Origin of the sequence: Pediococcus parvulus (genome assembly GCF_007990205.1) — a bacterium.
Taxonomy (GTDB): domain Bacteria; phylum Bacillota; class Bacilli; order Lactobacillales; family Lactobacillaceae; genus Pediococcus; species Pediococcus parvulus.
Map to the genome: position 1 here is coordinate 39,296 of NZ_BJWE01000006.1, position 13,731 is coordinate 53,026.

At 35.5% G+C, this 13,731-nt stretch carries 19 protein-coding genes; 11 read left to right on the plus strand and 8 right to left on the minus strand.

Annotated features, from left to right (window positions below):
* Positions 1-5: 5 nt before the first annotated feature.
* Together PPA04_RS02640 and PPA04_RS02645 are read right to left on the minus strand one after the other, a co-directional pair.
* Entirely contained in the window at positions 6-530 is a 525-nt protein-coding gene (locus PPA04_RS02640) for a GNAT family N-acetyltransferase (RefSeq protein WP_057782968.1), read from the minus strand.
* A gap of 246 nt (positions 531-776) precedes the next feature.
* Positions 777-989, minus strand: a complete 213-nt coding sequence (locus tag PPA04_RS02645) for a CsbD family protein (RefSeq protein ID WP_057782970.1) — start codon at positions 987-989, stop codon at positions 777-779.
* A 159-nt stretch (positions 990-1,148) separates the two neighbouring features.
* On the opposite strand from PPA04_RS02645, the gene PPA04_RS02650 reads away from it, so the two are divergent.
* The gene (locus PPA04_RS02650; protein ID WP_057782972.1) at positions 1,149-1,793 is read left to right on the plus strand and encodes an SDR family oxidoreductase; all 645 of its coding nucleotides are present in this window, start codon (positions 1,149-1,151) and stop codon (positions 1,791-1,793) included.
* A 67-nt stretch (positions 1,794-1,860) separates the two neighbouring features.
* Here PPA04_RS02650 and PPA04_RS02655 read toward each other — a convergent pair whose 3' ends face one another.
* The 6 genes from PPA04_RS02655 to PPA04_RS02680 all read right to left on the minus strand — a co-directional run bounded on the left by PPA04_RS02655 (position 1,861) and on the right by PPA04_RS02680 (position 8,308).
* Positions 1,861-2,094 carry a hypothetical protein gene (locus PPA04_RS02655; RefSeq protein WP_057782974.1) on the minus strand — a complete coding sequence of 78 codons (234 nt, stop codon included), beginning with the start codon at positions 2,092-2,094 and terminating at the stop codon, positions 1,861-1,863.
* Between the two features lie 2 nt (positions 2,095-2,096).
* On the minus strand, positions 2,097-2,642 hold the full coding sequence (locus PPA04_RS02660) for a CvpA family protein (protein ID WP_057782975.1): 546 nt from the start codon (positions 2,640-2,642) through the stop codon (positions 2,097-2,099).
* Between the two features lie 1,167 nt (positions 2,643-3,809).
* Positions 3,810-4,955: a site-specific integrase gene (locus PPA04_RS02665; RefSeq protein WP_057782979.1), complete on the minus strand. Its 1,146-nt coding sequence runs from the start codon at positions 4,953-4,955 to the stop codon at positions 3,810-3,812.
* A gap of 83 nt (positions 4,956-5,038) precedes the next feature.
* Complete coding sequence (locus tag PPA04_RS02670; RefSeq protein WP_057782981.1) at positions 5,039-6,319, minus strand: hypothetical protein; 1,281 nt, start codon at positions 6,317-6,319, stop codon at positions 5,039-5,041.
* 95 nt (positions 6,320-6,414) lie between these two features.
* A complete protein-coding gene (locus tag PPA04_RS02675; RefSeq protein ID WP_057782983.1) occupies positions 6,415-7,425 on the minus strand; it encodes a virulence RhuM family protein in 1,011 nt (336 codons plus the stop codon).
* Between the two features lie 103 nt (positions 7,426-7,528).
* Positions 7,529-8,308, minus strand: coding sequence for a helix-turn-helix domain-containing protein (locus tag PPA04_RS02680; protein WP_057782985.1), 780 nt, complete (start codon positions 8,306-8,308; stop codon positions 7,529-7,531).
* Positions 8,309-8,446: 138 nt separating this feature from the next.
* On the opposite strand from PPA04_RS02680, the gene PPA04_RS02685 reads away from it, so the two are divergent.
* From PPA04_RS02685 to PPA04_RS02720, 10 genes are all read left to right on the plus strand, one after another.
* Positions 8,447-8,683, plus strand: a complete 237-nt coding sequence (locus tag PPA04_RS02685; protein ID WP_057782987.1) for a helix-turn-helix transcriptional regulator — start codon at positions 8,447-8,449, stop codon at positions 8,681-8,683.
* A 24-nt stretch (positions 8,684-8,707) separates the two neighbouring features.
* Positions 8,708-8,977 (plus strand): hypothetical protein, encoded by a 270-nt coding sequence (locus PPA04_RS02690; RefSeq protein WP_057782989.1) that lies wholly within the window; start codon positions 8,708-8,710, stop codon positions 8,975-8,977.
* A 59-nt stretch (positions 8,978-9,036) separates the two neighbouring features.
* A complete protein-coding gene (locus PPA04_RS09775) occupies positions 9,037-9,165 on the plus strand; it encodes a hypothetical protein (protein ID WP_260280957.1) in 129 nt (42 codons plus the stop codon).
* Positions 9,166-9,309: 144 nt separating this feature from the next.
* Positions 9,310-9,810, plus strand: coding sequence for a hypothetical protein (locus PPA04_RS02695; RefSeq protein WP_057782991.1), 501 nt, complete (start codon positions 9,310-9,312; stop codon positions 9,808-9,810).
* Between the two features lie 3 nt (positions 9,811-9,813).
* The gene (locus PPA04_RS02700; protein WP_057782993.1) at positions 9,814-10,668 is read left to right on the plus strand and encodes a DnaD domain protein; all 855 of its coding nucleotides are present in this window, start codon (positions 9,814-9,816) and stop codon (positions 10,666-10,668) included.
* Positions 10,669-10,681: 13 nt separating this feature from the next.
* Complete coding sequence (locus PPA04_RS02705) at positions 10,682-11,563, plus strand: ATP-binding protein (RefSeq protein ID WP_057782995.1); 882 nt, start codon at positions 10,682-10,684, stop codon at positions 11,561-11,563.
* A 52-nt stretch (positions 11,564-11,615) separates the two neighbouring features.
* Entirely contained in the window at positions 11,616-11,792 is a 177-nt protein-coding gene (locus PPA04_RS09540; protein WP_186806940.1) for a hypothetical protein, read from the plus strand.
* A gap of 217 nt (positions 11,793-12,009) precedes the next feature.
* Complete coding sequence (locus PPA04_RS02710) at positions 12,010-12,345, plus strand: ArpU family phage packaging/lysis transcriptional regulator (RefSeq protein WP_057782997.1); 336 nt, start codon at positions 12,010-12,012, stop codon at positions 12,343-12,345.
* 2 nt (positions 12,346-12,347) lie between these two features.
* Positions 12,348-12,860: a hypothetical protein gene (locus PPA04_RS02715; RefSeq protein WP_057782999.1), complete on the plus strand. Its 513-nt coding sequence runs from the start codon at positions 12,348-12,350 to the stop codon at positions 12,858-12,860.
* Complete coding sequence (locus PPA04_RS02720) at positions 12,844-13,329, plus strand: hypothetical protein (protein WP_057783001.1); 486 nt, start codon at positions 12,844-12,846, stop codon at positions 13,327-13,329. Before PPA04_RS02715 ends, PPA04_RS02720 begins: the two co-directional genes overlap by 17 nt.
* The last annotated feature ends 402 nt before the right edge of the window (positions 13,330-13,731 follow it).

Sequence of the window (13,731 nt, forward strand, 5' to 3'; positions counted from 1 at the left end):
TCACTTTATATAAAAAGTTGATAGGCCAGTCGTAACTCAGATGGATCGTGGTCCATTAATACTGTTCCGCGATAGTCAAAGCCACTTTTGGTTATTAAGTGTTGCATCAGTTTGTTATCGGGGTGAGTATCAATGCGGACCTGATGGTAGCCAAACTGACTTGAAAGCGTGAGTAATCCAGAGATCATCTTTTCAGATAAGTGTTGACCGCGAAAATCTGACGACATGGCAGTACGATGAATAGCGGTGTATTTAGCATCCGCGGCACCTTGCCAAGCACCATCAGCGATCACATCGTAATTTGAATCATGATCGGGGAGTAAGGCTGCTGTTCCCGCGATTTGATTATCAATTATCAGCACATAGCCGCTTTGATTTTTGACATCGGCTTCAAGTGCTTCTAAGTCTGGGTAGCCATCCTGCCACTGATCAATGCCTTGAGCTTTCAGAAATTCTTTAGCAGATGTAATAATTTTTGAAACAGTTGGTAAATCTTCAAGGGTTGTTTTGCGTAAATATGAAACCGTCAATGAAGCCACTTCCTCAATGTTTTTTAAAAATCAATTTTAGCGCAATTTAACTACGCTGTCATTAAAATGATTAATATACGGTAAAAAAGCTTGTTTCTGTAAAACTGAAGTTCAGTTTTCTGGAGACAAGCTTTTTCGATGCAGGTAAATTTTACCTTTTGAGGGCTTTGCTTGTTTGATAGAAAAATGCAGCAAAAAAATAGCATTAGAAAATCAATCTGATTTCCTAATGCTATCCTTTTTAGCCTAGATATTATCTTTGTCATCAACGTGCTTGTTGATCTTTTTAGCTGCTTTATCTTTTACGTCAGCAGCCTTATCTTTAAGCTTACCTTTTTCTTTTTGTGTTTTACCTTCTAACTCTTTGGAATCATCGTGGGTCATTTTCCCAATAGTTTCTTTGGCTTTACCAGCGGCCTTATCTTTTAATGCGTCTAACTTATCATTAGCTTTTGACATTTTGAAAACCTCCTTATGGTTTATATAATTATTATCTTTGATTTTGGGGGAATCGTCAATGTGTTTGCTTATGAATGGAATAATGTTGGAGTGTAAATAGTTGAAACTCAAACTGTAAGTATTATAATTACAATTGAAATCAAGAAAGGGGTTTTCTAAATGAGTAAAGTTATTATTTTGGGGGCAGCTGGACACATTGCACGCCTGGCCGCAAAGCAATTAATTAAAGAAACAGATGATCAATTAAAGTTGTTTGTCCGCCATCCTAAGAAGTTGACCGATGTTGATAAGAATCGTGAAACGGTAGTTGTTGGTGATGTAAATAATGAATCAGAATTAGCAGCTGCATTAAAAGGACAAGATTTGGTGTATGCCAACTTAGGTCCGGATGATACGGATAAAATGATTCCTCATATTGTGAATGCCATGCATGAAGCTGGCTTGAAACGGTTGATCTGGATTTCAACTTTAGGTGTGTTCGATGAGGTTCCTGGTAAGTTTGGTGATTGGAATAAACAAATGCTCAATCCGAGTGGTTATCTTCCAACTCAATCCAAGGCAGCTAGTGAAATTGAAGCTTCCGACTTGGATTACACGATTATTCGTCCCAACTGGTTAACAAATAAGGATGAAGTGGATTATGAAGTGACGGGCCGCCATGATGAGATGAAGGGGACTGAAGTTTCGCGTAAGTCAGTAGCAGATTATGTGGTCAAACTTGTTCAGAATCCCAAAAAAGATGTTCGGACATCTATAGGGTTAAACAAACCAAATACAGATGGTGATAAACCAAGTTTTTATTAGAATTTATAAAAAATGATCAATTGAAAGTCGGGTAAAATTCCGAATCAATTGATCATTTTTTTAACTATTAAATTATTTTTGACTTAAAATCATGGGTTGCTGGATCATATGCGTGTTTATAAAGTAAGTTTTCGTGTTTTTCGAAGAAGACGTTACTGTATTGGGGATCAAGATAGAAAAATGAGCTATCTTCACCGTTTTTAAACAAAATACCGGCCTCAGGATCCGTGACTTCTGTCAATGAGGCAGTGGGAGTTGCTAGATGAGAAGCGATATATTTTTTAATCAATCGATAGTTCATGGTTAGTTTTCCTCGTTTGAAATTGTATTAGTCGTCGTTGTTTCATCAGTGTTGAGAATGTATTTACTCAAAATATCTGACGAAATTCCGGGCGTCTTTTTGATGATAAATTGCGCCACTTGTGAATCTGAAAGCTGGGCTTGATAAGTGTCGTTGGGCAGAAATTGGCTCACAATTAATAGAATAAAAATGACAAAATAAGCAATCACAAGGCTAATAAGGCCACCTGCCAGTCCGTTGACTTGTTTAATGACCGGAATCCACGTGATTAAACGGGACCAGCGTGCGATCAGACGCACTAATAGCCAGCCAATGGCCATGAGAATGAAAAATGAAACGGAGCTCATCATGGCAGTGCTGCTGGTGGAGCTTTGGTCACTGCTAAAAGTTGTGGATAGGAACTCGGCAACTGGCGTACAAAGGACTTTGGCAAAGATAAAGACGGCAAAATAACCGATTGTATACAGAAGCTCGATAACAAATCCTTTATGGAGCCCACTGATGAATTTCCATAATAATATAGCAAGAATGATAATCGAGAGAAGCATCACGCAACCTCCTTTAAAATGAATACTCTGAATTTACCATATTTCACAAAGAATTGCTTGTGGGTAGTGGAAACTTAATACAATTTAAATGAGTGTGGCAAGGATGTGGGAGATTGCTGGGAATGAAAAATCAGTATCCATAGAAGCTGTAATGGATACCGATTTACATATATTGTATCAGTCTTTTCGAGTGCTTCCTATAGTTTTGAGTGTACCATCTTTTATGGGTTCAGATGAGCATTCTAAGGCAGATTCAGCTTGTTTTTCATATGGGGAATTGTATGTAACTGTGAAGGTAAAGACACGTAAGGGTTGATTTTTATTTTTGCTGTTACTGCTTGTCAAAAAACAGCAAAACGTGTACCATTGTTTTGTAAACAAAAAATAACTAGGGATGTTCCTCCCCAGTCTGTGTGGTCAGTATATGATTGCAACTTGTAAAATAACTTGTTAGCGCTGATTGTTAATAGATTGCTCTATCTTAAACCGTTGCCTCCAAGCAAAGCGGTTTTTTATTTTGTCTACAAAACCTTACATACCATAAGTGTTAAACACAACACGATAATAATAATTGTACCTAAAACACCAAACTGTACACGTTCTGAAAGACCATGCATAGCATTAATAGTTTCAGGGAACCATCTAAATTTTGGTAACACTGGATAGACGCTGTCCCCAGTACTCCACATAATTAAATGTCAAAACAAAAAGTTTTTGCATTGGCATCGCCTCCGTTTTTAAATTTCAGCGCTACCATGCAATTTCACAAATACACTTATCACAATAATAAGGATAGCACAAAAAAAGTTAAAATAAGGTCTTGAAATTAAGTGGTAAATGGTATTGGTTTTTAAGATTAATGTTATTGACTGTCACCACAAAAAAATTGTTATCCAAAATGGATAACAGTTATTCCCGACCGCAAGGGCTTATTAAATTATCTTAAGTTATTTCGTGAATGTCCTTTGATGATTAAAAAACAATACAAAACTAAATAAAAAGACTGATACAGCAGGCATTTAAGCCACATGTCTGTATCAGTATTTTCCTATCAATGGACCCTAACGGTTTTGACACCACTAATTGATAAAATGTTTTAACACCGCGGATAAGCAAGGCTTTACAGGTCGCTTGAAATTATTATACTGTCATTTTTACTGTCATTTACTAGAAATTCATGTAATTTTCGAACTTTTCAACGGCTTCATCATTCTGCTTTTTAGTGACATGAGTGTAAATATCGAGCGTTGTTTTTACGTCTGAATGCCCTAATCGTTCTTGAACTTCTTTAATGCTTGCACCTGCTGAAAATAAAGCAGACGCATGAGAATGTCTGAAACCATGAATAGTGATTTTGTGTAGCTTACTTTTGGTTATCAAAGGTGTCAACCATTTAGCGGGCGTGTTCAAAGACTTATATTTATTCTTGCTATTGGCGAATAAAAGTTGTCCTTTATGCAAGGTATTAAAGCCAAGCATTAAATAATACTTACGTTGTTCTTTACGCCACATCTTCAAGTAATGAACGGTCTGTTTATCTAGTTTAATAGTACGCTGACTTTTACGCGTTTTAGGTGCCTGTATGATCTGAACGCCTTTCATTCCTTGTGTGAGGGTCTTGTTAATTCTCAAAGTTTCCTGTGAGAAATTAATATCATCCCACGTGAGAGCTAAACATTCCCCACGCCGTACACCAGTGAATGCAAGCACCCTAAAAAGCGTGTACTTTTCGGTGTCGGTAGTGGGATCAATACAAGTGAAGAACTGTTTCATTTCTTGTTTGTCCCAAAAATTAGGGGTCTTGTCTCCGTACTCTGTGGGCTTCTTAGGGATGTTTACAAGATTAGTTGGGTTGCGGTCAATGTATTCATGTTTAACGGCGTAATAAAAGACCATAGATGTGTAGTTATACCATTTACGATAGTTATAACTAGCAATCTTAAACCAGTCGTTAATGGCCTTTTGACATTGAGCGATTGAGATTGTTCGAATGCGTTTATTGCCAAAATACGGTAAGATATGATTATCGAACATTTTTGAAACCCGAGCCAATGTGCTCTCACGAACGGTATTTTCATATGCTTGATACCATTGTTCATAAACTTTCGAAAACAGAATATTATTATCTTGTTGAATGCCACCTTGTGAGATTTCAAGTTCTAGCCTTGAAGCCTCTAGAGTGGCCTTTTTTTGTGTTTTAAACCCACGTCTGCTTAAATGCCTAGGTTTTCCAGTCTGCGGATTAACACCGGCATATAACTGAAATCCATAGCGTAAACCGTCTTTAGTTTCATAACTTTTAATACTTGCCATGTTACATTATCCCTTTCGTACCGTGGCGGGTTTTCAGGGATGAGCCCAAGCTTTTAATGTCATCGTGAGTATTGGACAATACTTTAATATGCTTTTGTTGAAACAAAAAGAAACTTTTGTTGCTTATTATTGTATTTCCAGTAAGAAAACTGATTAGCAGAAGCATCAAATTGTGTCCAACCGCTATGGTTGTCGATGTATGGCATAGGTTTTTCAGTTGAAATAATACCATCATTCAGATCATTTCGAAAATAAGCAGATGGGACTGCCGTAGGTGTTCCGTTTGTCGGGATGATTGAATAAGCTATATCAGTTTGTACTACGTCATAACTAGTATTACCAGCCTGTATTTCTGTGATTTCTTTCGATTTGTTAATGTCTTGTATAGTTAAACCTGAAATCTTTGTGCCAGCTGGAATATTTGTTCCGTTATCAGTAAAAAGTTCCCTGTAAGTTACGTAAGTTTCAGTTGGATGTTTCAAAGCATATTCAGAACCATTATCATAAATATATTTTGTATTGTTCATTGAAAAACTGGAAGTGGAAAATTTAGAATTCTTTATAATAAAACTTATTTTTGTGCCTAGTTTTAAAGCAGGCATACTAAGTTTAAATCTTTGTAACATACCCACACCTGTGTATGACACACCTGAAATATGTTTAGCGGTGGCTATTTTTTTATTGCCGACGTAAGCATAAAGTTTAGAATTTAGTGGTGCGTCAACCACAACTTTTGAAGCAGATGTTGAACGAACAAAACTTGGCTTTTCAAAAAGCACACGATTTGCTACTTTGACATTTTTAGAAATAGTTTTGTAACCACTTTTTGAGCTCTGGACAGTAATGGTCCATTTTGGTGTAACTTTTTTTGTATTAACTGTGAAACTGCCTTTAGAATTCGCATATGTTTTTCCTAAAATAGTTTTTCCGTGTTTAACAGTTATTAAAGCCTTATTTTTTGTTGTTCCAACTAATTTAGACGTCTCATCAGTAATATATTTGGTAGTTAGCTTTAGGCTATTTGTTTTGGGTACATATTTAGATACCTTGATGCTCTTGGAAATAGTTTTGTATTTCTTTTTCGAACTCTGGATTTTAATGGTCCATTTTGGAGCTATTTTTTTTATTTTAACTGTGAAATTACCTTTTGAACTGGCATGATCTTTTCCAAGTGTAGTTTTCCCGTGTTTGATACTAATTAAAGCATTACTCTTTGTTTTCCCGCTTATTTTTGTTGTTTCGTTTGTTATGTGTGTTGTAATTTTTAAACTATTTGATTTTAATCTACTTTTTGCGTTTGTAGATCCCATTCCAATTAACATAAAAACTGACAAGGAAGCTAGTAGTACCGCGAATTTTTTCATTTTTGATCTCCTATAATGTAATTAAAGTTTTCAAAAAGCTTTTAATGTCATCATGAGTATTGGACAAGACTTTAATTTGAAAAGTAATTAGTTATTTATTCGTGTTCTTGATCAATAATATTCTTAACTTGTTTATCAAAATCAGATGTTATTTTTTGAGTTTTATTAAATTCATCATATTCTTTTGAAGCTTTGCTTTTAGCGTTCTTCATTGAGATAGAGCCATTATCTGGCAGTATCGCATATTCTCGGAACGATAAGAAACGATCAATGCTATCAGAGAACTCTTGCATAGTAAAAGTATTATGCCGTTCGGTCAGATCTTCAACATAATCAAAATAGCTAGACACATTACGTTCAAGTTTCCTAATTTGATCTTTATCTAGATAATTTTTAGCAACTTTAGTATCGGACTTTAAAACTCTACCGTTGGGTGAATTTTTCCACGTGGTCAGTCCCATATGTGGCTTGTTATGGTCAGCATGCTTGTAAATGATTTCGGCACCTGTTTGCCCTGTAATAGCATAGTGAAATTTATTTTGTACAGTTGCATAGAAATTCTTGGTTACAGGGCTTTTGGGGTCATAATCTGAACTGATCTCGGCAAATATATCTGTGACCTTTTGCCATACTCTTCTTTCACTGGCACGAATTGAACGTACTCTTTCAAGCAGTTCGTCAAAGTAATCTTTATCAAGTAAGTTAGATCCTTGTTTTAACCGTTCGTCATCAATAGCAAAGCCCTTTATCATATATTCATCAAGTGTTTGGGTAGCCCACTGACGGAAGTGAGTAGCTTGTATAGAATTAACGCGATAACCAACTGAAATAATGGCATCTAAATTATAAAAAGAAGTTTTACGAGTGACATCCCTACCACCTTCGTTTTGAACGGTTTCCATTTTGGAAATAGTTTCATTTTCCTTTAATTCGCCTGATTCAAAAATGTTTTTTAAATGCTTATTAACGGCGGGAGTTCCAACTCCGAATAATTCGGCTATTGATTTTTGAGTAGCCCAGATGGTTTCATCACTGATAATAACATCAATACTGACATCTCTATTGTCAGTTTTGTAGAGTAAAAACTTAGTTTTTTCGTTACTCATTAGTTTCCTCCATTTCTAAAGCAGGTCTTTAAAAAACTAGCAATACTAGACCTGCTTCTTTGTTTTCCTACGTCTGTACTTTCTCGCATGAAAAACACTATGTTTAACTTTCTTCATTACTTAAATATTTATCTTTATCCATTTCATAATTAAATTTAAGCTCGCTAACTTGTTCATTCATTTTCATCACTAACTCGCCTAACTTGGCATCGTAATAACCTTCAAGTTTATCTTTTGTTGTTTTTTCTATAGGTGAATTTTGAGTATCCTTTAAATATTCCTCAAAGGAATTTGCGGGAGAAAAACTAAAGATGTCAAAATCACTTAAGTAGTTCATAAGAGCGCTGGCTTTCCCCTCAAAAGCTCGTTCTTGCTTAACTGACAGTTCAGCGAAAGTACTAGATAACACTTTGATAATTCTTTCATCTTCATATCTAATATTGTCTTTTGTAAGATGGTCTGATATTAATTGATAATTGTCTTCAAATGCATTATCTATATATTGTTTGTAAACACTGTCTGCATCGTTAAACTTTTCGTTTATATACAGGCTTTCCATTAATCCGTGAAAATTAGTTGAAATGTCTAAATAATGTTCAACTATAGTTTTTAGTTGAGAATCTGAAATATTGATCTCTGATAAATATAACTGGTAGACGTATTGTTTATAAGATCCAAACTTTATATAATCCTCGGATACACCAAAGAAATTAGATAATTTTGCTAGATATTCCCGATTTGGTGTTGATCTTCCCTTTTCCCACTCATTCACTGTACTTTTACCCGAAGCACCAACCTTGCTAGCTAGGGTCTCCATACTCAAATTGTTTTGTTGCCTTAAGTTTTGTATACGTTGCCCTATTTGTGATTTGTTTACTTTCAAACTATCCACCTCTTTATACAACTTTATCTAATACGAATTGTACTACTAAGTACAAAATAAGTACATATAAACTATTGCCTTTTGGCTTGATAAGGTTTATATTAGAAGTACAGTATAAGTACAAAGGAGATTTTAAAAATGAGTAAGAAACATAAATATTTTAATTCTGTAAAACGTTTCAGACTTTTTGCGGGGCTTTCTCAAGAAGAACTGGCCGAACAAACAAATATCAAATTAGGAACATTTCAAGCTAAAGAACAAGGCCGCACTTCATTTAACGATAATGAGAAAATGCGAGTTAACCAAATATTATCTAAGTATATTGACAATGTAAGCATTGAGGAACTTTTTTTTAGAGAAAAAGTACAGAATTAGTACTTGAAATTGAGGGCGATTTTTATGGAGTTACAAGTTACTTTACCACCGGAATATGATGAACATCTTAAACAGGAAGTTATGAGCACGATTACCGAGGCGGTACAGGAGGCACGGCGTCAAACGGCCATTGACTCGCCTTGGATCTCGAGTAAACGTACATGCGCTAGATGGTTGGGTGTGAGTGTAGAGACATTAAATGCGTTGATTTTGCAGGGAATGCCAATACACCAGCAAACAGGCAAGAACTTTTTTAACAAGAAAGAAATTACACAATATTTATTAAATAACTAAATCCGTGGCGGGTTAGGGATGTTTAAATTTAGTGAGATTAAAAAGAAGAGGTGATTTGTATGTTTGGTTGGTTTTTATGGTTTGTGGTCACGATTGTAATTAGTTTGTTTGCAGGCGTGGCGTTTGGTATTGGTATCGGGGAAACTCGAGAAATGAACAAACATAATCATTTTATTAAACGGTATTAAGGGATGTATCCCTGTAGAAAGGCAAAATTATGAATGAGAGTACAAAAAAATGCCCGTATAATCTTTGGACGGATTACGGACAAGTAAAACACTGATACAAGTGTGTTTGTACCTTCATTCTATCAAACATGGAGGAATTAACCAATGGATATTTTAAACGAGGTTGCAGAGACAAAGAGAGCACTTAAACAAGATAACAGGACGGTATCAGCCAATATGACAGCACTTGATCTTTTAGATAGTGCGTTTCAAACCATGAGCGATAAAGAACCCGTTTCATTTGTTCGTATGGATCATGAAAAATTAGCAAAATTAGCAGATGAATACAATATGTTTATTTATAAAATGCGATCGGTATTACAAGGCACTGTAGATGACTGGTACAACGGTTCTTCGGGCTACCTTCGTGGTATTGATGCTTTAGAAACGGTTGAGGCACGTGAGGAACGTCTAGAAAAAGTACATACGTTACTAAAACAACGAACAATCATTGAAGATTTTGAAAATATCAGCAAGCAAGATACACACGATATTTTGTTTGAGTATGATTGCTTGCTACATGATATGAGCGTGTTACTAGACGGAGATTACAATGCATTTGATAACGATATGGCATACAGCAAGCATGTTAAAAAAGAGGTGTAACTTATGGCTGACAACAAAACAGAAGAAAGGCCGAATTACTACTCGATTTTGCCCGCTAATGTTCGCTATGATCTTAAACTTTCGGCTAATGCCAAGCTTCTATATAGTGAAATAACTGCTTTATGTAATAAGAGTGGAACATGCTGGTCAACTAATGCCTATTTTGCAAAATTATATCAAGTTAATAACTGGACGGTTTCAAGTTGGATTAATCAACTTAAACAACAAGGATATATATTTGTAAAATTTGAATATTTTCCTAAGACAAAGCAAATCAGTAAAAGAATTATTAGTCTTAATCCAGTAAAAAGCCAAGATAATACCCATAGTGAAAAATCACAAGGGGTCATTAGAAAAATCACAGGGGGGTATAGTGAAAAATCACAAAGAGGTATTGTGAAAAACCCCAAAGAGAATATTACAAGTATTAATACTACAAGTACTAATAAAGATAAAGAAGAAGGCAACTCAAACACAAAAATTAATTCAGAGACGCAAATCGAAAGAAAGGCCGTTTTTGTGTTTTGGGAAAACAATGGTTTTGGTTTAGCATCCCCAACCTTGTATCAAAACATAGATTATGAAGTTGATGACTTTAAAAAATTGGGGTTAGTTGAAACAGTGGCATACGAATTAATTAGATATGCTTTGCGGGTTGCTGTTGATCACAACGCCAGAACATGGAGCTATGTACGAACTATTTTAAGTGGATATCAGCAAAAGAATCTTAAGTCGGTTGAGCAAGTAAAAGCCAGTGAGAAGCAGTTTAAAGCTAAATATGCTAAGCAAAGGCCTTCTTCAAGCAATTCTATTCCTGATCGTGGGGAATATGATAATGATGAGCCATTGCCATTCTAAGGGGATGAAAACAATGTTAGATACTGAAATGAGTGGGCTAGGATTGATATCATCCCGTCAAGAGTTTATTGATACCATGTTCAAAAAAACGGGACAAGCTTGTGAAACTTGTGGTGCACCTATGTATATTTTTAAGGATAACGGTAAAAGCCCAATTTGTTTTGAATGTGGTCAAATGGAACACGAGGGTATTAATTACCGTGAGCAAGAAGCTATTAAAATGACCAAGCAGGCAACTAATCACGAAAAGCAGAAAATGCTGTTAAACAGTTCCTACATGCCTAATACAGGGACTAAATTATTAGAAAAGACGTTTAATGATTTTGAGGTTTATCCCAATGAACAAGAAGCAGATCGAAAAATATTAAGCCAAGCTTTAATAATTTGTGAACGGATCAAGTCGGGAAATATACAAAACTTTGCACTGATTGGGGCTTATGGGGTTGGTAAAACATTGTTAGCCTCTGCAATGTTAACAGATATTAATAATAGTTCTGATCCACAACAGAGCTGTATGTTCGTGAGTGTGCCCGCTCTAATGGACTTAGAACTTAGTTCACGGCTTGGAAATGTTAACCCGTCACAAAGGGATGAGTTTATTCAAAAAAGAAACTTAATTGAAGCTTCACTAGCAAAAGCTGACGTGGTTGTATTTGATGATTTAGGATCAGAAACGACACTCAATGCAGGGGGCAGAGAAGCTAATGACACAGTTCAAAAGGCGTTTTTTAATATTTTAGAGGCACGTAATGACAAGGTAAATATTATTACCACCAATAAGTACGGCAAAGCACTTAAACAAATTTATAACGGTAAAATTATTAGTCGTTTATTTACGCATCACGCTGAAAATGTAATTAATTTCAAAGGATTAAAAGATAAACGAAATGGGTAGCAAGGGACACAGTGCATCCCAATGATAAAACGATATGAATTGAGGTGGAAACATGGAAAATGAACAACCTAAAACTAAAGTTGAGCAGGTTCAAGAATTAATCCCTTATGGTTCAGATCATCCAATTACTGCCAAGCAGATTAGTAAACTTACAGCTATCCCTTTACGCGCTGTGTATGGGATTATCCGTTACTTGCTAGTACATGGCAATTTCCCATTGGGGCGTTAAGAGATGATCACAAACACGGCTATTTCCTCATTACCAGCGAGGAAGAACGACAGACAACACTGGCCCCACTTTGTAGCCATGCTAAAGAGATTGAAGAACGAATTAGCTGTATCAAAACCGTAGAAATTGGATAAAAAGGCAAAAAAATAAGCCACCTTCAAGGTAGCCACGTGATCCGACAATTAATTATATCACGCTACCAAGGGAGTTGGTTTTTTTGTTACAAGTAGATGAAAAACAAACAATGAAGAACGCTAAAACGATTTTAAAACAATATCCACACTATGAACGCATGGCCAGTCGTAAATTTGATGATGAAATAACAAAAGATGCTGTTAAGCATGTTCAGGCCGTTGAAGAAAGCTTAGAGCAACTTGACAAATTAGAGAAATTTATACTTGAGAATCGTTATATTAATTGCTATCGGTTCACGGATGTAGCTAAGCATGTAGGCATGGGAACAAGTCGGTTTAGTGATTACCAGCAAAGGGCATTACTTGAATTTGCAGAGGCATACACACTTGATAACCTTATATCGTTAGCAGGTGCTTAAAAATGGATGAATTAGACCGTCAGTTACTATCCGAGTATCTTTATACTCAAAGCAGAAAAAACACTATTAAAGGACATTTAAAAGAGCTTGAAAGCATCTACCATAATTACTCATTTATTAGTAGTCCATTCGCTTACGAGAGTGATGGAATGACACCCGTCAGACATCCCCCTTTTGACATAATTGTGAATGATTTTGTGGATATGGAACAAGAAGCAAAGCAGTGCCTTCAAATTGAAGACTACAAGCATAGGGAATTTATGAAATATTGGGGTACTCTTAGCCAAGACGAGCAAACATACTTAAAACAAATTATTGGAAAATGTGAGCATCAAAAAAATAATAATGTACTTGAAATTCAAACGTTAAACGAAATACACCAGATTGAGGAAGCAACGGGACATAAGTTTAACCTTTCCTATGATGTTGCTATTGATCAAATTACCAATGTAGATGATGTTCAAAGCACTATGAACCAAGTTTTGGGGATGTTAACTAATGGCCAAGGTTTATAATTTAGAGCCTATTACCAAGAAGGTTAACAGTTTAAAGCCTTTTTCTGATCAACAGAGATTAGTGTCCATGACTAAAACGGGTGTAAATAGTCATAATTTAAAGCCTATGTATGAAGATGATCCTGATAAGTGGCATATATTCATGACTACCAACAATATTGATTACAATAAACCAGCTTATGAGCGTGACTGGAATATAGCAGAGAGAACGCGTATTTTAAGGCAGTGGCGGACGTTAGACAGTAATTTAAGTGAATTACCCGAGGAAGAATTAAAACTAATACAGAGCTTCTATATACGGTTCTCATATCTCAATCAATCCGAGCAAGCTCTTTTAATTAAAACATATCATTCAAAAGAACCGCGTAAGTTAACTACCATACCACGTAGGGAACACACGCTACTACAAAAGATTGTTAATAAATTGGGTAAATTTAAGGATGAACCTAGACAGATTGTTAAGAAATGATAAGGTTACATGCCTATTTACTAAAATAAGGTATGGGCAGATTGGGCAGGCTATAAAAGGCAATGTATTCCAATAAATCAGAGTCCCTAAAAAGGAACGTAAAATCTTTGAAAACCTGTTATTAATTTGGACACATTAGAGCCTTCGAAGAAGCTGAAAGACATAACGAGAATTAAATTTGTGTCATAATTAATCAGTGTTGAGGGCTTGCTGTTCCTAAAAGGTGTTAATCATTCATATTGGTTAACACCTTTTTATTATGGTTTAAAATCAATAAAAGATAACATGATTAGTAATTTGAGTCCTAAAGTATTCATAATTGTGAACAAATATGAACATTTACCCGTATCTAATTAGCCTGCTAAAAACTGTTATGAGTCGTGATACGAGGAGATATTAAAG

Coding starts and splice junctions, on each gene's coding strand:
- PPA04_RS02645 (WP_057782970.1), bottom strand. CDS start 989: ATGTCAAAAGCTAATGATAAGTTAGACGCATTAAAAGATAAGGCCGCT.
- PPA04_RS02650 (WP_057782972.1), top strand. CDS start 1,149: ATGAGTAAAGTTATTATTTTGGGGGCAGCTGGACACATTGCACGCCTG.
- PPA04_RS02655 (WP_057782974.1), bottom strand. CDS start 2,094: ATGAACTATCGATTGATTAAAAAATATATCGCTTCTCATCTAGCAACT.
- PPA04_RS02660 (WP_057782975.1), bottom strand. CDS start 2,642: ATGCTTCTCTCGATTATCATTCTTGCTATATTATTATGGAAATTCATC.
- PPA04_RS02665 (WP_057782979.1), bottom strand. CDS start 4,955: ATGGCAAGTATTAAAAGTTATGAAACTAAAGACGGTTTACGCTATGGA.
- PPA04_RS02670 (WP_057782981.1), bottom strand. CDS start 6,319: ATGAAAAAATTCGCGGTACTACTAGCTTCCTTGTCAGTTTTTATGTTA.
- PPA04_RS02675 (WP_057782983.1), bottom strand. CDS start 7,425: ATGAGTAACGAAAAAACTAAGTTTTTACTCTACAAAACTGACAATAGA.
- PPA04_RS02685 (WP_057782987.1), top strand. CDS start 8,447: ATGAGTAAGAAACATAAATATTTTAATTCTGTAAAACGTTTCAGACTT.
- PPA04_RS02690 (WP_057782989.1), top strand. CDS start 8,708: ATGGAGTTACAAGTTACTTTACCACCGGAATATGATGAACATCTTAAA.
- PPA04_RS09775 (WP_260280957.1), top strand. CDS start 9,037: ATGTTTGGTTGGTTTTTATGGTTTGTGGTCACGATTGTAATTAGTTTG.
- PPA04_RS02695 (WP_057782991.1), top strand. CDS start 9,310: ATGGATATTTTAAACGAGGTTGCAGAGACAAAGAGAGCACTTAAACAA.
- PPA04_RS02700 (WP_057782993.1), top strand. CDS start 9,814: ATGGCTGACAACAAAACAGAAGAAAGGCCGAATTACTACTCGATTTTG.
- PPA04_RS02705 (WP_057782995.1), top strand. CDS start 10,682: ATGTTAGATACTGAAATGAGTGGGCTAGGATTGATATCATCCCGTCAA.
- PPA04_RS09540 (WP_186806940.1), top strand. CDS start 11,616: ATGGAAAATGAACAACCTAAAACTAAAGTTGAGCAGGTTCAAGAATTA.
- PPA04_RS02715 (WP_057782999.1), top strand. CDS start 12,348: ATGGATGAATTAGACCGTCAGTTACTATCCGAGTATCTTTATACTCAA.
- PPA04_RS02720 (WP_057783001.1), top strand. CDS start 12,844: ATGGCCAAGGTTTATAATTTAGAGCCTATTACCAAGAAGGTTAACAGT.